At 57.0% G+C, this 16,869-nt stretch carries 15 protein-coding genes; 9 read left to right on the plus strand and 6 right to left on the minus strand.

Features of this window, described 5'->3' with window-relative positions; translation table 11 throughout:
- Positions 1-14: 14 nt before the first annotated feature.
- Together glnA and tehA are read left to right on the plus strand one after the other, a co-directional pair.
- Entirely contained in the window at positions 15-1,433 is a 1,419-nt protein-coding gene (gene glnA / locus CKV94_RS08665) for a type I glutamate--ammonia ligase (protein WP_003822020.1), read from the plus strand.
- 315 nt (positions 1,434-1,748) lie between these two features.
- Positions 1,749-2,693 carry a dicarboxylate transporter/tellurite-resistance protein TehA gene (gene tehA / locus CKV94_RS08670; protein WP_003822018.1) on the plus strand — a complete coding sequence of 315 codons (945 nt, stop codon included), beginning with the start codon at positions 1,749-1,751 and terminating at the stop codon, positions 2,691-2,693.
- 88 nt (positions 2,694-2,781) lie between these two features.
- Here tehA and CKV94_RS08675 read toward each other — a convergent pair whose 3' ends face one another.
- The 3 genes from CKV94_RS08675 to CKV94_RS08685 form a co-directional block, all read right to left on the minus strand.
- Positions 2,782-3,729: an asparaginase gene (locus CKV94_RS08675; protein ID WP_035579759.1), complete on the minus strand. Its 948-nt coding sequence runs from the start codon at positions 3,727-3,729 to the stop codon at positions 2,782-2,784.
- A gap of 135 nt (positions 3,730-3,864) precedes the next feature.
- A complete protein-coding gene (locus CKV94_RS08680; protein WP_003822015.1) occupies positions 3,865-4,347 on the minus strand; it encodes a hypothetical protein in 483 nt (160 codons plus the stop codon).
- 67 nt (positions 4,348-4,414) lie between these two features.
- Positions 4,415-5,197 (minus strand): FKBP-type peptidyl-prolyl cis-trans isomerase, encoded by a 783-nt coding sequence (locus tag CKV94_RS08685; RefSeq protein ID WP_035579756.1) that lies wholly within the window; start codon positions 5,195-5,197, stop codon positions 4,415-4,417.
- A gap of 162 nt (positions 5,198-5,359) precedes the next feature.
- Here CKV94_RS08685 and nagZ point away from each other — a divergent pair, with 162 nt between their 5' ends.
- Positions 5,360-6,445 (plus strand): beta-N-acetylhexosaminidase, encoded by a 1,086-nt coding sequence (gene nagZ / locus CKV94_RS08690; RefSeq protein ID WP_035579753.1) that lies wholly within the window; start codon positions 5,360-5,362, stop codon positions 6,443-6,445.
- Positions 6,446-6,456: 11 nt separating this feature from the next.
- Positions 6,457-6,819 (plus strand): DUF2185 domain-containing protein, encoded by a 363-nt coding sequence (locus tag CKV94_RS08695; RefSeq protein ID WP_003822010.1) that lies wholly within the window; start codon positions 6,457-6,459, stop codon positions 6,817-6,819.
- Between the two features lie 67 nt (positions 6,820-6,886).
- Here the strand turns inward: CKV94_RS08695 and CKV94_RS08700 are convergent, their stop codons facing one another.
- Positions 6,887-7,540, minus strand: a complete 654-nt coding sequence (locus CKV94_RS08700; protein WP_157727256.1) for an IS1595 family transposase — start codon at positions 7,538-7,540, stop codon at positions 6,887-6,889.
- Between the two features lie 97 nt (positions 7,541-7,637).
- On the minus strand, positions 7,638-8,558 hold the full coding sequence (locus CKV94_RS08705; protein WP_003822009.1) for a hypothetical protein: 921 nt from the start codon (positions 8,556-8,558) through the stop codon (positions 7,638-7,640).
- A gap of 260 nt (positions 8,559-8,818) precedes the next feature.
- Here CKV94_RS08705 and mpl point away from each other — a divergent pair, with 260 nt between their 5' ends.
- From mpl to CKV94_RS08730, 5 genes are all read left to right on the plus strand, one after another.
- The gene (gene mpl / locus CKV94_RS08710) at positions 8,819-10,198 is read left to right on the plus strand and encodes a UDP-N-acetylmuramate:L-alanyl-gamma-D-glutamyl-meso-diaminopimelate ligase (RefSeq protein WP_003822006.1); all 1,380 of its coding nucleotides are present in this window, start codon (positions 8,819-8,821) and stop codon (positions 10,196-10,198) included.
- A 113-nt stretch (positions 10,199-10,311) separates the two neighbouring features.
- Complete coding sequence (locus tag CKV94_RS08715; RefSeq protein WP_050754426.1) at positions 10,312-10,866, plus strand: hypothetical protein; 555 nt, start codon at positions 10,312-10,314, stop codon at positions 10,864-10,866.
- Positions 10,867-10,949: 83 nt separating this feature from the next.
- Positions 10,950-11,267 (plus strand): hypothetical protein, encoded by a 318-nt coding sequence (locus CKV94_RS08720; RefSeq protein WP_003822003.1) that lies wholly within the window; start codon positions 10,950-10,952, stop codon positions 11,265-11,267.
- A 79-nt stretch (positions 11,268-11,346) separates the two neighbouring features.
- Positions 11,347-12,456: a methyltransferase gene (locus CKV94_RS08725; protein WP_003822002.1), complete on the plus strand. Its 1,110-nt coding sequence runs from the start codon at positions 11,347-11,349 to the stop codon at positions 12,454-12,456.
- A gap of 217 nt (positions 12,457-12,673) precedes the next feature.
- Positions 12,674-12,925 (plus strand): BolA family protein, encoded by a 252-nt coding sequence (locus CKV94_RS08730; protein ID WP_003822001.1) that lies wholly within the window; start codon positions 12,674-12,676, stop codon positions 12,923-12,925.
- 292 nt (positions 12,926-13,217) lie between these two features.
- Here the strand turns inward: CKV94_RS08730 and CKV94_RS08735 are convergent, their stop codons facing one another.
- Positions 13,218-16,565 (minus strand): TonB-dependent receptor domain-containing protein, encoded by a 3,348-nt coding sequence (locus CKV94_RS08735; protein ID WP_003822000.1) that lies wholly within the window; start codon positions 16,563-16,565, stop codon positions 13,218-13,220.
- Positions 16,566-16,869 lie beyond the last annotated feature (304 nt).

A 16,869-nucleotide genomic window follows, 5' to 3' on the forward strand; every position in this document is an offset into this window, starting at 1 on the left:
TAAGGAGTGCCACCATGTCCATCAGCAATGTAGTTCGCATGATTGAAGATAACGATGTCCGTTTCGTTGATTTGCGATTCACCGATACCAAAGGCAAACAGCACCATTTCACCGTGCCTGCCGCGGTGGTGCTGGACGACCCGGAAGAATGGTTTGAAAACGGCCATCCGTTCGACGGTTCGTCTATCGGTGGCTGGAAGGGCGTTCAGGCCTCCGATATGCTGTTGCGCCCCGATCCGGCCACTGCCTTCATCGACCCCTTCTACGACGATGCCACCGTGGTGCTCACTTGTGATGTGATCGACCCGGCCAGCGGCCAGGGCTACGACCGCGACCCGCGCTCCATCGCCCGCCGAGCCGAAGCCTATTTGAAAGCCAGCGGCGTGGGCGACACTGCCTATTTCGGCCCTGAGCCCGAATTTTTCGTGTTCGATGGCATTGAGTTTGAAACCCATATGCACAAAGCCCGCTTCGAAATCAGCTCCGAAAGCGCTGCGTGGTCGAGCGGCCTGCATCTGGATGGTCAAAACACCGGCCACCGCCCGATGGTGAAAGGCGGCTACTCTCCGGTTGCGCCGGTGGATGCCGGGCAGGACTTGCGCTCTGCCATGGTAAATATCCTGCAGGAAATCGGCATTGAAGTGGAAGTGCACCACGGCGAAGTCGGCACCGGCAGCCAGATGGAAATCGGTACTAAGTTCAGCACCTTGGTTCACCGTGCCGACCAAACCCAAGACATGAAATACGTGATCCACAACGTGGCGCACAACTTCGGCAAAACCGCCACCTTCATGCCCAAACCCTTGATGGGCGACAACGGCAGCGGTATGCACGTGCACCAATCCATTTGGAAAAACGGCCAAAACCTGTTTGCCGGCGACGGCTATGCCGGCTTGAGCGACACCGCCCTCTACTACATCGGCGGTATCATCAAGCACGCCAAAGCGCTGAATGCCATCGCCAACCCCTCCACCAACTCCTACAAACGCCTGGTACCGCATTTTGAAGCGCCCACCAAACTGGCCTATTCCGCCAAAAACCGCTCCGCTTCAATCCGCATTCCCACCGTGCACAGTGTGAAGGCCCGCCGCGTTGAAGTGCGTTTCCCAGACCCCACCGCGAACCCCTATTTGATGTTTGCCGCGCTGCTGATGGCCGGGCTGGACGGCATCCAAAACAAAATCCACCCCGGTGATCCGGCCGACAAAAACCTCTACGACCTGCCGCCGGAAGAGGATGCACTCGTGCCGACCGTGTGCGCCTCTTTGGAAGAAGCCCTGGCCGCCCTCAAAGCCGACCACGAATTCCTCCTGCGCGGCGGCGTGTTCAGCCAAGACTGGATCAACAGCTACATTGCCTTCAAAGAAGAAGACGTGCGCCGCATCCGCATGGCGCCACACCCGCTGGAATTTGAAATGTATTATTCGCTGTAAGGCAGAATGTAAAGGCTACCTGAACAATCAGGTGGCCTTTTTTATACCGAATATCGCAAACCAACTTTCGTGACCGTGTCGGTTCGCCTTGCCGTACTCCTGTACTGTCTGCGGCTCACCGCTTTGTATCGAAAGCCAATTTTTCTTGCTAGATTTGCCCAGGCTGCTGCTTGTTGAATGTTTCAGGTAGCCTATATCCCGTAAGTGTACGAGACAAAATGGCGGCAGATTGAGCAAAATCGGATAGTTTGGAGCAGGAGAGTGCCAGTATGATGCCGCCTGTTTTAAATTATCCCAGCAATAAAGGAACACATCATGGGCGCACGCCGAAAATTTCCGATTCCGCTCAGCTATTTCAGCATCACCATCGGCCTATTCGCGTTGGGTTTGTCGTGGCGTTATGGCGCAGCGACAGGCCTGATGCCGGCTTGGCCGGGCGAAGGGTTGCTGGCGGCGGCGTTTGCCGTGTGGCTGGTGCTGGTGGTAGCTTATGTGTGCAAGATATTGGCTTATCGCGATGAGTTTTTGGGCGACTTAACCGATTTGGTGCAATGCTGCTTTCTCAGCGCCATTCCGATTACCACCATCTTGGCAGGCATTGCCGGGCTGCCTTATGCCGCTGGGGCGGCACGCGTGTTGGTGTATGCCGGTATTGCCGGGCAGCTGGCGTTTGCCATGTATCGTGCTGCCGGGCTGTGGCGCGGGCTGCACAACTTGGCCGCCACCACGCCGGTGATTTATCTGCCTACGGTGGCCACCAATTTTGTGAGTGCCACGGCGCTGGGCGTACTCGGGCTGCATGATTATGCGGTGTTGTTTTTCGGCGCGGGGATGCTGTCTTGGTTTAGCCTGGAGGCGGCGATTTTGGGCAGGCTGCGCACGGAGGTGGCAGTTGCGCCGCAGGTGCGCGGGATAGTGGGCATCCAACTTGCGCCGGCCTTTGTGGGCTGCGGGGCGTATTTTGCGGTAAATGGCGGGGCAATCGACACGTTTGCGCTGGCCTTGATGGGCTACGGCTGTTTGCAGTTTCTGCTTTTGCTGCGCCTGCTGGGTTGGTTTGCCGAGGGCGGGTTTAGCATGAGCTGGTGGGGTTTCTCGTTCGGCTTGGCGGCCATGTGCGGCTGCGGGCTGCACCTCTTGGCCGCAGGCAAGATGGTATGGCTGGGCGCGGCGTTGGCGGTAAGCGGCTCGGCCGGGGTGGCGCTGTTGCTGGCGGGAACGCTGTATTTGGTGTGGCAGGGGCGGTTTTGGGTGCGTTAGGCTGCTTATATCCTTGTTGTAAAATATAAAGGCTACCTGAAAACGGTTGATACGGTTTCAGGTAGCCTTTTTGTAGCGGAGGAAGGTATCAGAGTAAATCCAATTGCGCTAAAGCCTGTTGCAGCTGGTCGGCCGTCCAGTGGTTGCCGGCGGCGAGGGTCATGAGGGCGGTGGCGGTTTCGATATTGCATTTGCCACCACCCACCGCGCCGGCCTGGCGCAGGGCGTTGCCTTGGGCGTAGGCGGTGCCGGTGCGGCCGTGGTGGGCTTGGCTGATGTTGAGCAGCAGGCCGCCATTTTGGGTGAAGTGTTGCACGGCGGCGAGCAATTCGGGGCTGGCGGGGGCGTGGCCTTGGCCGTAGGAAAGCAGGATGGCGGCTTCTTGGGGGAAGTGGCGCAGGCTGTGGGCGATTTGCTCGGGGCTGCTGCCGGGGGTGAGCAGATGGCTGCACACGCGGACGGCTGGGTTGAATCTGGTGGGCAGGCCGCTGAGGCGGCGGGGCGGGGTGTTTGGCTGCCAGGTGTTGAAGTGGGCGTTGTCGAAGCCTTGGTCGAGCTCGGTGCTGCATTTGCTGCTGCCGACGGCGGGGTAGAGTCGGCCGCCGAAGGCGATAACGGTGCTGTGCAGTTGGGGGTTTTGCAGGGCGGCGATGGTGGTTTGCAGGTTGGCGGGGGCGTCGCTATCGGCGGCGTGGTAGGGCTTTTGCGCGCCGGTGAGGACGATGGGTTTACCGCCGCTGTCGAGCGCAAGGGCGAGGAAGTTGGCGGTGTAGGCGAGGGTGTCGGTGCCGTGCAAGACGAGGATGCCGTCGTGCTCGGGCAGGGCGGCTTGCAGGATGACGAGCCATTCTGCCCAATGTTGGGGGGTGATGTTGGAGCTGTCGATCAGGGGCTGGCAGATGTGCCAGTGAAACACGGCTTGTTCGGCATAGGGCTGCAGGGCTTGTTCGGCGAGCTGGGCATCGGGAACGAGGCCGTCGGGGCTGGGCTTCATGCCGATGGTGCCGCCGGTGTAGAGGACGAATATTTTTTGCATGGCGGGATGGTTTGCTGGAAATGGGATATGGGATTATAGGGGCTAGTTGGAAAGTTGGGGTAGGGGATTGGGGTTTCTTTTTCAGGTAGCCTTGGTGTGTTGGTGGGATGGGTCAAAGGCTACCTGAAAAACCAATTAGTCGGTGTAAACAGGCAAATAGGGCTGGATTCGGTTTGCGGGCAGGTGTTCGGTTTCGTGCGGCAGATAGGTGCCGGCGTAGATGTGTTCGTCGATATCGGGGTCGTGTACGAACCAATCGTAGTAGGTTAATTCGCCTTGGGCATCAAACCAGTCGCAGCGGGCGGTTTGTGCGCTGATGCGGTAAGAGTGGGTGTAGCACAGAAGCTGGAGGCCGTTGCCGGTGTCGCGGTAGTCGGCAAAACCGTCTTCTTGTGCGAAGGGCGGGGTGTGGTAGTGATAAATCCGGCAGGCTGTGATGCAGCCGGCAGCGGCTGTGTAGCAAAAGAAGCCGCGTATGCGGTTTTGGGTGTCGAATTCGGCGGTGGTTTGGCTGATGAGCTGGCCGTGTTCGTTGAGCTCGGTGGTGCAGACGGCAATGTCTTGATGATTGCGGATGATGATGAATTGGCGGTTGGAATCGGGATCAAGTGTGAGCATGGCATGGTTTAAAGGCTACCTGAAAAGTGTTTTGCTTTTCAGGTAGCCTTTTAGTTAGCTGATGGAATTACTGAACTTTAATCAGTTTAACATCGAATACCAGCACGGAGTTGGGCGGAATGCTGGGGTTGCCTTTGTCACCGTAGGCGAGTTCGGCGGGGATGTATAGGGTGTATTCGCCGCCTTCTTTCATCAGTTGCAGGCCTTCGGTCCAGCCTTTGATCACGCCGTCGAGCTTGAAGGTAGCGGGTTCGCCGCGTTTGATGGAGCTGTCGAACACGGTGCCGTCGAGCAATCTGCCTTCGTAGTGTACGGTTACAGTGCTCTTAGCAGTAGGCTGTTTGCCGGTACCTTCGGTTTTCACGCTGTATTGCAGGCCGGAGGGCGTGGTTTTCACGCCTTCTTTGGCTTTATTGGCTTCGAGGAAGGCTTTACCTTCTTCCAGCTGGCGGGTGGCCAGTTTGCCCATCTGGGCAGTGTGGTATTGCTGCAGGATGTTGTTGGCTTCTTCATCACTCACGGGCAGCGGCTGGCTGGCCATACCGGCCTGCAGGCCTTTAATCAGGGTGGCTTGGTCGAAATCTAAGATAGTATTGGCGTCGCCCAGCTGTTGGCCTTGCAGGTAGCCGATGAGGTAGCTGGCTTTTTGCTGTTCAGTCATGCCGGCCAATACGTCGGAGGCGGCGGCAGGGCCTGAAGCGGCAGCGGGGCCGGATGCGGTTGAAGCTGCGGCAGGGGAAGATGCGGCCGGAGCAGAGGCGCCGCCGGAAGCGGGCTGTTGGTTACAGGCGGCCAGGGCGAATACCACGGCGGCAGCCAGCAGGCCGGTGCGGAATGTGTTGGTTTGCATAAAACTCCCTAATATGAATGAAAAGAAACAACAGCGGGCATTACATCATTTCCGCCGTGCCGTTTCAATCGGTTTTACCTGAATTAAAAGGCCTCGGCTTGTTTTTTCGCGGCGGAAGTGATGAAATCCCGCCTTTGCACCGAACACACAGAAAGATTTGCTATGCCATCCGTTTGCCTGCCGCGCGGCCCGATTATGGCCGATGTTGCCGCCCACCGCCTGAGCGAGGAAGAAAAACAACGCCTGCTACACCCAGCCGTGGGCGGCGTGATTCTGTTTCGCCGCAATTACCAAAACCGTAGCCAGCTTCAGGCTTTGTGTGCCGAAATCAAGGCTTTGCGTACGCCGGAGTTGGTGATTGCCGTGGATCATGAGGGCGGGCGCGTGCAGCGCTTTATCGAAGACTTCACCCGCCTGCCGGCCATGAGCACACTGGGCGGCATTTGGGAAAAACAAGGCCAAGTAGCGGCAGAAGCAGCGGCCGAGCAGGTGGGCTGGGTGTTGGCGGCAGAATTGCGCGCCTGCGGGGTGGATTTGTCGTTTACGCCGGTGTTGGATTTGGATTGGGGGCAGTGCGCCGTAATCGGCAATCGCAGCTTTCACTGCCAAGCCGATACTGTTACCGCGCTGGCGCTGGCGCTGCAACGCGGACTCAATCAGGGCGGTATGCAAAGCTGCGGCAAACACTTCCCCGGCCACGGCTTTGTTTCCGGCGACAGCCACCACGTTCTGCCCGAAGACCGGCGCAGCCTGACCGAACTGATGGCGGCGGATATCCGGCCTTTTCGCGCCATGGCCGCCGAGGGCATGGCCGCCGTGATGCCCGCGCATGTGGTGTACCCGCAGGTAGACAAACAACCTGCCGGTTTTTCGAGCATCTGGTTGAAGCAGATTTTGCGCCAGGATTTGGGCTTCAACGGCGTGATTTTTTCCGACGACCTCACCATGGAAGGCGCCAGCATGGCCGGCGGTATCCGCGAGCGGGCAGCGCAATCTTTTGCCGCCGGCTGCGATATCGTGTTGGTGTGTAACCGCCCCGATTGGGTGGACGAGCTGCTCGAAGGCTTCAGGCTACCTGAAAACCCGCAACTGGCCGAGCGCTGGCAATACATGGCCGGGCGCGGCACACCAGAGGATTACGCCGCAGTAATGCAGCAGCCCGAATTCCAAGCCGCCCAAGCCTTCACCGCTGCCCTTTCCTCGCCGCAAGATTTGGCCGGCGGGGTGAAAGTGGGCGAGGCGTTTTAAGGAGGATACTTATGTTGAACCCGAAAATTTTCAGCCTGCCGGAAGAAGAGCTGCCGGTAAAAGACGTGCCGCAGGGCTATGCCATCGTGTCCGACCAGGTTGCCAAAGAAGGCATGCCGATCCGTTTTCTGTATCGCGAAGAGCCTGATGCCGCCTTTTCTCCCGACAGCGGCTGGCGGATGTTTTCCGGCTTTGAAGACGATGACTACGCAGACAATGCCGACAACTTCCACCTCTACAGCCTGCAACGCATGGCTAATTACCAGCCGGCGATCGCCAAATTGCTGCACAGCCCCACCGGCTCGGTGTTTGAGCAGGATTTACACCAGCCGGATTTTGTGGCGGTGAGCGATTGGGAGATTCCGCAGGAGTAAGTTTGGCGGAGTCGCACATAGCAAATAAGGCTACCTGAAAAAAGTTTGGGGCTGTACTAGATTAGCCCTAAATTCCACACCACTCCCGCAAGATTTTAAGCTGCCAGGATGGTGTGCCGAAGTTAAATCGAAATTCGCATTCTTTCAAGAACAGCGGGAAGGATTTGCGATCGATTCCGTTATATTTACGTAAGACGCGTTTTGCCTGATTCCAAAAATTCTCAATGCCGTTGATGTGGTTCTGGCGGTCTGCAAATTCCTTGGAATGGTTGATGCGGTGATGGATGAAACCGCTCACGTCCAACTTGTCGTAGCTGCTCAGACTATCGGTATAAACAATGCTGTCCGGCATGATTTTCTTTTTGATAACAGGAAGTAACGTTTCAGACTTGGCATTATCCACCACAACAGTATAGACCCGTCCGTTGCGTTTCAGAATGCCAAAGACAACCACTTTTCCTGCAGCACCGCGACCACGTCTGCCTTTACGCCGTCCGCCGAAATAGCTTTCGTCCAATTCGACGGGCCCCTCGAAAACCTCATCGGCAGCCAAGGCCAAATGATGGCTGATGACCATACGGATTTTGCGGTAGAACAGGGCTGCCGAATTGGGATGGATACCCAAAATATCGGCGGCAGAACGGGCGGTAACTTCGAGTACAAAAAAGCGGAGCAGTTCTTTCTGTACTTTCTTCCTTAATTTGCAGTGTGTTATCTTCATATTTCGAGGGTAACATATCTGCTAATCTAGTACAGCCCCAAAAGTTTTTGCTTTTCAGGTAGCCTTTCTTCTTCCCAATATCTATATCAAAGCCGACTCACTCCCCAGACGGTGCGGCATAATATTCCCGTTCCCGCTGCATCTGTTCGCGACGCAGCGGAGCGAGCAGGGTTTTGAGCAGCGCACCGATCGGTACCACGGTGAGAATCATCCCCAGCAGAAACACGATATACACACACAACACCAGCCGCCTCAAGAGCGGCGACACGCGCCCGGCAGCCATCACCAGTTTGCCCCACACCAAAAAGCTGCGGTGCCCCACGCGCTCGCTGGCCATCAGTTTTTCGTTTATCTTCACCGCACCCATGTGTTGCAGCAGCGTTTCGTCTAATGTTTCATCGTGCTGCAAAGCTTCGGCGGTGCGCTGCCCGAAACGCGCCGCATCGGCGATTTCCGCTTCGCTGATGCCCGCAGGCGGCAGCCAATGCACGGCTTGCCGCTTGCCGGTAAACATCCACAGCGGCGTGGTGATGAAACTGGCCGCGCTGCCGCATTGGTCGATTTTCACCACATTGCCCACCAGCCGCGCGCCCGCATCGGCTAGCAAGCGTTTCATTTTTTCTTGCGCCATCAGCCACATATTGCGGCAGCCGATTAATGTAATCACCGGCGTATCACGCAACACCCGCTGCGCGGCTGCGCTTTGCAGAAACGCGGTAATCGGCTGGGCAGGCGACAAAAACCACACGCTGTAGGCAATCACCACCAAGTCATACCGCTCGTGTGCCAAAACGGGCGGCTCAATGGGGGCGGGTTGTAAATGTACAGTTTCGGGAAAGGCATCGAAAAACGGCAGGAAGCGCCAGGGAAAAGCAAACGGCTGCGCCGGCTGCAGCACCACATCGTCCACTTCAATCCCTGCCGTGCCGCGTATATCGCGTAGAAAACTCTCTTTCAGGCGCGCCAACTGCCCGCTCTGCGAATACGACACCACCAACACACGTTTGTTCATCGTCATCCCGGCTTCCCAATTCAAAACGGCGGGATTCTAAATTTTAGTGGTTTTATTGTCAAATCAACGGGTTTATTCGGCTGTTTGGCTGAAATAGGCTACCTGAAACCATTTTGGATTCCGCCAGAACATAGTTTTCAGGTAGCCTGCTGTACGGTAAGGCTACCTAAAAGCCTAATCTGCGGCATAACAGGAATAGCCCGTGCCCACCGCCGCACCAATCCGTTATAATTCTGCCTTTCCATTTCCAGATAAGGCTTTCGGCTATGCAACACGTCCACATTATCGGCATCGGCGGCACATTCATGGGCGGGCTGGCCGCCATCGCTCAAGAAGCGGGCTTCAAGGTGAGCGGCTGCGATGCCAAAATGTATCCTCCGATGAGCACGCAGCTGGCCGATTTGGGCATTGCCGTGCACGAAGGTTTTGATGCCGAACAGCTGAACGAATTTCCCGCCGATGTGTATGTGGTTGGCAACGTGGCCAAGCGCGGCATGCCGGTAATCGAGGCCATTTTGAATCGCGGCCTGCCTTATGTGTCCGGCCCGCAATGGCTGGCCGAAAACGTGCTGCATGGCCGCTGGGTGCTCGGCGTGGCTGGCACGCACGGCAAAACCACCACTGCCTCCATGCTGGCCTGGGTGTTGGAATACGCCGGCCTGGCCCCGGGCTTCCTCATCGGCGGCATCCCGCAAAACTTCGGCATTTCCGCCCGCCTGCCGCAGGCGCCCAAAGCCGATCCGGCCAGCCGCTCGCCGTTTTTCGTGATCGAAGCCGACGAATACGACACCGCCTTCTTCGACAAGCGCAGCAAGTTCGTGCACTACCGCCCGCGCACCGCCATTCTGAACAACCTCGAATACGACCACGCCGACATTTTCCCCAACCTCGCCGCCATCCAAACCCAGTTCCACCATCTGGTGCGTACCATTCCCGGCCAAGGCCTGATTGTGTGCAACGGCCGCGAAGAGAGCCTGCAAACCGTGTTGGCGCAAGGCTGCTGGACGCCGGTGGAAAACTTCGGCGGCGCAGAAGGCTGGCAGGCCGGCGAGCCGGACGGAAACGGCGCATTCGATGTGCTGCACCACGGGCAAACCGTCGGCCGCATCGGCTGGCAGCTGTTGGGCGAACACAACCGCCTGAACGCGCTGGCCGTAATCGCCGCTGCCCGCCATGCCGGCGTGAGTATTCAGGTAGCCTGCGAAGCGCTTTCGCAATTCCAAAACGTGAAGCGGCGCATGGAAGTAAAAGGCTGCGTGCGCGGCATCACCGTGTATGACGACTTCGCCCACCACCCCACCGCCATCGCCACCACCGTGGCCGGACTGCGGCAGAAAGTGGGCGGCGCGCGCATCATCGCCGTGCTCGAACCGCGCTCCAACACCATGAAGCTCGGCAGCATGAAAGCCGCCCTGCCCGAAAGCCTGGCCGAAGCCGACCAAGTGTTCTGCTACGGCGGCGGCGTGGAATGGGACGTAGCCGCCGCCCTTGCCCCGCTCGGCAGCAAACTGCACACCGGCAACGATTTCGACGCTTTCGTGCAAAGTATCCTGAGCAACGCCAAGAGCGGCGACCACATCCTCGTGATGAGCAACGGCGGCTTCGGCGGGATTCATCAGAAGCTGCTGGACGGCTTGGCAGAATAGGTGTGAGGCTGGTAAAAGTTTGAAACTACGTTTAAAATTTCAGGTAGCCTCCCCCCTGCGGGAAAGCTACCTGAAATTCAAACCATCAATTAACCGTTCACCGAAAGCCAGCCATGAAACCAATCCTCACCGTCCTCCTCATCGCAGCCCTGTCTGCCCCTGCTGCCGCTGAATGTCTGATTCAGGCCAATAGCATCGGCGGCATCCGACTCGGCCAAACTCCCGCCCAAGTCAAACAGCAATTCCCCCGCGCCCGCTTGCGTCGCACCAGCGACGGCGAAGGCGTCTCTTATATTGCCATTGCCCTGCCGAACGGAACGGAAATTATTGCCCATCAGGCAAGTGTGGAAGATGACAGCAGCCCATCTATCAACCAGCGTGCCAAAATTACCATGCTCCAAACCTCCAGCCCGACCTGCAGCACCGCCTCCGGAGTTCGCCCGGGCATGACCCTGCAAGCTGCAGCCGGCAAACTTGGCCGCGTGAAGCAGATTATGCAAAGTGAAATCGAAGCACGCGAGTTTGCCACCTTTGAGCGCCAGCCCTCTTGGTTGACCATCCAAGTAGAAGATGCTGGTCGCTACCGCCCTGCGGATGATAGCCCGCCCCGCAGCACTAGCCGCTACCGTCCCAACAGTAAAATCCTCTCTTTGTGGATTGGGCAATAAACCTGCTTAAGGCCGCATAAACCCAAGGCTACCTGAAACCGCCAAACTGTTTTTCAGGTAGCCTTCAATAGTAAAACCAGTCCATGAACAAAACCCGTTTTACCGCCCTCGCCCTTATCCTGCCCGGCCTGCACCTGCTGTTCGTCTTGTGGCTCGTGCGCAGCGGCATCACTTATCCGTTTATCCTGAAATTCCACGCCCTTTTCCCCGCATTATTTGCCGTGGCCTTTATCAAACGGATGGAATACTGCGGCAGTTTCGGCAGCGGCCGGGTGCGGCTGCTGCTGCTCGCATTGCTGCTTTCCTGTTTTGCCGCCACCCTGTACCCGCCGCTGTTTTTGTGTGTGCTGTTCTGCTACGCCCTCGCCGCCCGGCACGGCATCCGCGCAGGCTGTGATTGAACCGCCCGTACTTTTTCACCTCCGTCCATCAGGCTACCTGAAATCTTAAACAGAGCAAACCCAAGCCAAACACCCCACCATGCCCCATACCCTCACCTGGCAAGAACAAGGTCAAACCCGCCAAGCCCCGTGGCGCAATACCGCCGAGCAGAAACCGCCCGCCGCGATCGCCGTGGCCGAGGCCGGCCTTTCTGCCAAAGCCGCGCTCAAGAGCTTCCGCCAAGGCCAAGCCCTGCTTTGGCGCGGCGATTATCATCAGGCCGTGCAGCTGCTCTCCGCCGTGAAACGCCAGCTTCCCGCCGCCGCCTCGCCCGATTTCCACACCCACCGTATGCAGCAGGCGCAACGCAGCCGTTTGGCCAATATGCTGTTGGTGGAAATCGATGCCGGCTATCGGCTGAATTTGCGACGTGCTCCCGATGTGGCTGCCGCCTTGGCCGACGTGTTCGGCGAACCGAACAGCGAGCCATTCCTGTTGCCGCTCAATCTGCTGCTTGGCTCCATCGGTGCCCACCAATGGCACAAAAAAGGCGTAGAAATCCCCGCCCTCGGTGCGCGCATTCATGTGCCGTTCGGTGTATTCTCCCCTTTGCGCGGCGAGTATCTCGGCCTCATCGCCGCCGCACCCCTGCCGCCCCGCGCCCAGAGCGCCTTCGATATCGGCACCGGCAGCGGCGTGATTGCCGCCCTGCTTGCCCGGCGCGGCCTCCAACCAGTTACCGCCACCGACAACAGCCCTCGCGCCGTTGCCTGCGCCCGCGCCAATTTCCAACGCCTCGGCCTGCCCCCAATCCGGCTGCTGCAAACCGATCTTTTCCCCGAAGGCTGCGCCGACCTTATTGTTTGCAATCCCCCTTGGTTGCCCGCCAAACCCGCGGCCGACATCGAAACCGCCCTCTACGACCCCGGCAGCGCCATGTTGCAATCCTTTTTGCAGCAAGCCCCCGCCCACCTCAATCCCGGCGGGCAAATCTGGCTTATCATGTCGGACCTTGCCGAACACCTCGGCCTGCGCCAACCGAATGAACTGGCCGAACGTATCGCTGCCGCCGGCCTTACCTTCAGCCAACGCCTCGACACCCGCCCGCAACACCCAAAAAGCCGCGACCAAACCAACCCTCTCGTCGCCGCCCGTAGCCGGGAAACCGTGAGCCTGTATATTTTGCAACCGGCCGCAGAGTCTGCCTGAAGCTTGAACTTCAACGAAGTGAAAACGCAATAGAGTGCAGCATTAGCCAAATCGCTGCTAGAGTAGGCTGTTCTTCAAATCGTATTAAAGTTTCAGGTAGCCCATTACCCGATATAGGCTACCTGAAACTACCCAACACAAACAAAGCGCACTACAACGGTTTACGGTAGAATACGCCCCTCACACAAACCCCTTAAGAAATCAAAAGGAATCCCACATGCTCACCCCTGAACAAGTCCAAGCCATGATTGGCGAAGTCATCAATGCCGAAATGATCCAAGTGGAAGGCGACGGCCATCACTTTTTTGCTGCCATCGTTTCCGCCGATTTTGAAGGCAAACCCCGCCTCGCCCGCCACCGCCTAATCAAAGACGGCCTCGCCGACCGGCTGGCCAGCAACGAACTGCACGCCCTTTCCATCTCCGTGGCCGCCACTCCCGCCGAGTGGGCAGCCAAAAACGGGCAGTAATATAGCGCACATTATTAAAGCAACCGCCAGCCTGATTATTTCAGGCTGGCGGTTTTGTTGATAGTCAATCAGTAACACATACCGCAATTGCCCAACACCCAGCCGCAAGCCATATAGACTATGGAATTTGCTGTGATGCCTAAGCGGTTCAGGCAATTTCAGGTAGCCTTTATTCACTTTGGACGTGGATAAGCATTGGGCTGCCTTGTGTGCCACTTAGCAGCATAAGGCTACCTGAAACAATAGCTTTGTATAAACGTGCGGAACTTATTTTCAGGTAGACTTTTGTGCGTTAAAACCGGGCTTTGATGCCGAGGGTTACGGTGCGGCCCGGGCCTGGGGTGGGGACGTTGCTCATCGGGTCGAGGTAGTAGCGGTTGGTGAGGTTGTTCACGCCGAGGTTGAGGCTGAGCCTGTTGCCGATGCGGTAGCGGGCGTAGGCATCCCAAATAGTGGAGGCGCGCCAGTGGTAGGCTTGGCCGGTGGAATTAAACAGGAAGCTCAAGCCCTTATCCACCAACTCATCGTGCTGTTTGCTGCTGCGCCGGCTATGGTGGATACCGCGGATGCCGAGCTCGAGTTTTTCGCCGAGGAGGCGCACGCCCATATCCAAATTGATGGAGTATTTGGGCTGGATGGATTGATAGAACCGCGTGACGCCGATACCTCCCTCGATGCAGGCGGGTACGCGGTTGTGGTACATGTCGTAGGCGAAAGAGAGGTTTTCGTCGCAGGTTTCTTGTTTTAAACGGTATGTGCCGCCGAGCGACATAAAGAAGCGGCCGAAATCGAGGCGGCTTTGCAGCTCGATGCCTTGGGTGATTTTTCGGTCGTACTGCATCAAATCTTTGTTTTCGTTGGTGTCGATCACATTTTTGATGGTGTTGGAGAAATAGGTGAGGCGCACGTCGCCTTCGCGCAACCTGCTCCACAGTGGGGCGAAGTTGTAGGTGTAGCCGACTTCCCAGTTGGTGCTGCGCTCGGGCTTGAGGTCGATCGTGTCCAGCATGGGGTATCTGTATACCGCGCCGGAAGACATATTGGTGGCCTCGTAGATGCTGGGGAAGCGCGTCATCTGCGCCCAGCGCAGGTGCAGCCGGCCGTTGTCGGTGAGGTCGTAGCTGAGGGCGATCATGGGCGACCAGGCCGAGCCGTTCAAGCGCTTGACAGGTGGATAGTTGGCATCGCTATTCGGGTCGATATGCGTATAAATATAGCTGGCGGTGAACGGGAACTCTGCTCTTTCGTAACTTCTTTTGCGGTCGCGATAATCGCCGTCGCCTAAACCAGACATTCCTCCTTCAATATAAAGGGGGGCAAAAGAATAGGAATCATGGGTTACGCCCAAAATAGGCACATCAGAGTAGCTATAACCGCCAACCCTAGGCTTCAAATAGCGATAGAAGCTGCCCTGCCTGCCCTGCGGGTTTTCCACGCGCTCTTCGAAAAAGCCGTCGGGGAAGAGCGGGCCGTTAAATTTGCGGTTGTAGTAATGTGCAATCCTGGCCGGCATCGGTCGGTACATGGCGGTTTGGCTTTCGTCGAAAGCCTGATAGTTGCCGTTGCTGTTTTCAAAACCGGTGTTGCCGTCGGGGTTGTGGCGCGTAATATCCCATTCACTGGGGAAGAAGCCGTGGCGGCGGTAGAAATCGCGGTAGATTTCCTCCCCATCGTCGGGGCGTCTGGCAATTTCGGCGCGGGCGCGGTTGTAGGCATCGATTTCCTCCTGCGTCATGATTTGCAAATATGGCACGGCTACCCCGCTGCGCACATTATCGATACCCTGTGCAACGGCATAATTCGGATCGCGGCGGGTGCGGGCACGTGCGAGCACATCGTCAAACGCCCAGAAGCGGTCGTAGCGGATACCGGCTTCGATTTTCAGGCGCGAAGTCGGCTGCCAATCGAAGACAAGCTGTGCCCCCCATTCCTTGCGCCGCCCGGCACGCGGGCCGGTAAGCTTGGTTAGTGCGGTTACGGCATCTATGATACCGAAGATGTCTTTATCGTTGGTTGCTACTTCGTTATGTTCATCGAGTTTTTCGTATTGGTGGCGGGCGGAAAGGATGAGGCTGAATTGGTCGTTCAGGCGCATGCGGTTGCTGATATTGAAACCGTTACGGGTGGCGGTGGTGTTTTGCTGCGAGCCCGCAAATACAGTGGTCGAGCCTTCGAACATTGGCGGATCGTTGGGCGGTGTGTTGTGGTCGTAGCCTTGGTCTATCAGCTCTTGGCAGCTGGCGATGCCGCGTGCGGGATCGGGCTGGAGGTTGTGGCGGAAGCAGCGCGCCCAGGCATCGTATTTTTCGTCGCCGAAAAGCACGGCCAAATCGGGGCCGCCGCTTTGGTGGCGGGTGCTGGTAGTGTGCACGCGCCAGATGTCGGCTTTGAGGTCTATCCAGCGGCTGCCTTCGGGCTGCCATTGGTAGCCGATTTTGTAGGTGCGGCTTCGGATATTGGAGTCTAATCCTTGCACAGGGGCAATAACGTAATGCTTCCTAAACATATTGTATTGGCTGCTGTAACCGAGCAACAGTGCATTAATAAATGGGTTTACCTCGCCGAAGCGGATTTTAGTGTCCATGTAGTGCAGGTTGATTTGCTGGCCGTGCGGCAGATGCCAGTTGTTTTTTACAAGCAGGCTGCGGCTGGCCACGTTGCTGTTGGGTACCTGTTCGCCCGGGCGGTAGAGCTCGGCCATATCTGGAATCAGGGCTTCAACTTTGTCGGAACGGGGGTTATCATCTTCATAAATGGCGTTGTTCATATAGCCTTCAAAGCCTTGTTTACCGCTGAAATAAGTGCCTTTGCGCCGGTCACTGTAGGCAATCAGTCCGTCTGTAATATCGGTTTTGAAGGCGGCGGAAAACAGCAGGTTGCGATCGTTTTTAAATTCGGTAAAGCGGCTGCCGGTACGTGGTTTATCAGCTTCTGTACCGTAAAAAGTAAGGCCGGTGAAAGGCAGTTGGCCGCCTATCGTGCCGGATGGACCATCTGCCGTGGGGTTGCCGGGCAGTGTGCGGTAGTCTTTGCCCAAATAGTCGTTTAAATTTTGCAGCGGCTCGGCGGTGTTGTTGGAAAACTCGGTTTTCACTTCCACGCCCCAGCTTTTGCCTTCGGGGATGATGTCGGCAGGCTCGATGGTGCGGATGGACACCGCGCCGCCCACGCCGGACTTCACGCCGCGCGTCATGGCCGGGCCTTTTTCCACCGTGATGCTGCGGAACAGGGCGGGATCGACGTAGTTGCGGTCGGCGATGCCGTAGTTGTTCATCCACACGTCTACGGTTTGCTCCGTGCCGTCGATGGTAACGGGGATACGGCCTTTGCCGCTGATGCCGCGGATATTGGGTGTAATCGCGCTACCGGCGTTGCGGGTGTTCATGTTGTACACGCCGTTTAAGCCTTTAAACACGTCGCCGGCGGCATCCGTGCGGTAGCGTTCAAGGTATTCGCGGCCGGCGTAAACGCTGGAAACGTTTTTGCGGTACACGTCGTCTGCCCCTCGCTGGTCGCGGCTGCGGGCTTTAATTTCGATGGTTTCGAGCTCGGCAGAAGTATCGGCGGCGGCCTGCATGTGGGCAAAAGCGGCGGCCAGCAGCAACACCAATGCGCTGGGGCGAAAGACTTGTGGCTTCATTTGTTAGTATACTGTAAATATTAGTAATCAAAATATACGACGAATAAGGTTTATTCCTTATTTTTTAAAGCTATAATGAAAATAAACGTTAAGAACGTTCTTATATTATTTAATTTGAGAATTATTTTCAATAGTAAAAAGGTATTAGTTTAGAGATAGGATGTGGAGAAACAACAAATCAATAGTTGTATACGGTTTGGAGAAACCAGAAGTTGGGCGAAGAACGTGCCTTATCGGCTACGATTTTGAAAAACACAGCAGTTTTCTTTACAATACCGCCCAGCAGCAATGCTGCCTTATTCAA

The organism is Eikenella corrodens, from assembly GCF_900187105.1.
GTDB lineage: Bacteria > Pseudomonadota > Gammaproteobacteria > Burkholderiales > Neisseriaceae > Eikenella > Eikenella corrodens.

Excerpts from the sequence above, each read along its gene's own strand:
- glnA (WP_003822020.1), top strand. The coding sequence starts at position 15 with ATGTCCATCAGCAATGTAGTTCGCATGATTGAAGATAACGATGTCCGT.
- tehA (WP_003822018.1), top strand. The coding sequence starts at position 1,749 with ATGGGCGCACGCCGAAAATTTCCGATTCCGCTCAGCTATTTCAGCATC.
- CKV94_RS08675 (WP_035579759.1), bottom strand. The coding sequence starts at position 3,729 with ATGCAAAAAATATTCGTCCTCTACACCGGCGGCACCATCGGCATGAAG.
- CKV94_RS08680 (WP_003822015.1), bottom strand. The coding sequence starts at position 4,347 with ATGCTCACACTTGATCCCGATTCCAACCGCCAATTCATCATCATCCGC.
- CKV94_RS08685 (WP_035579756.1), bottom strand. The coding sequence starts at position 5,197 with ATGCAAACCAACACATTCCGCACCGGCCTGCTGGCTGCCGCCGTGGTA.
- nagZ (WP_035579753.1), top strand. The coding sequence starts at position 5,360 with ATGCCATCCGTTTGCCTGCCGCGCGGCCCGATTATGGCCGATGTTGCC.
- CKV94_RS08695 (WP_003822010.1), top strand. The coding sequence starts at position 6,457 with ATGTTGAACCCGAAAATTTTCAGCCTGCCGGAAGAAGAGCTGCCGGTA.
- CKV94_RS08700 (WP_157727256.1), bottom strand. The coding sequence starts at position 7,540 with ATGAAGATAACACACTGCAAATTAAGGAAGAAAGTACAGAAAGAACTG.
- CKV94_RS08705 (WP_003822009.1), bottom strand. The coding sequence starts at position 8,558 with ATGACGATGAACAAACGTGTGTTGGTGGTGTCGTATTCGCAGAGCGGG.
- mpl (WP_003822006.1), top strand. The coding sequence starts at position 8,819 with ATGCAACACGTCCACATTATCGGCATCGGCGGCACATTCATGGGCGGG.
- CKV94_RS08715 (WP_050754426.1), top strand. The coding sequence starts at position 10,312 with ATGAAACCAATCCTCACCGTCCTCCTCATCGCAGCCCTGTCTGCCCCT.
- CKV94_RS08720 (WP_003822003.1), top strand. The coding sequence starts at position 10,950 with ATGAACAAAACCCGTTTTACCGCCCTCGCCCTTATCCTGCCCGGCCTG.
- CKV94_RS08725 (WP_003822002.1), top strand. The coding sequence starts at position 11,347 with ATGCCCCATACCCTCACCTGGCAAGAACAAGGTCAAACCCGCCAAGCC.
- CKV94_RS08730 (WP_003822001.1), top strand. The coding sequence starts at position 12,674 with ATGCTCACCCCTGAACAAGTCCAAGCCATGATTGGCGAAGTCATCAAT.
- CKV94_RS08735 (WP_003822000.1), bottom strand. The coding sequence starts at position 16,565 with ATGAAGCCACAAGTCTTTCGCCCCAGCGCATTGGTGTTGCTGCTGGCC.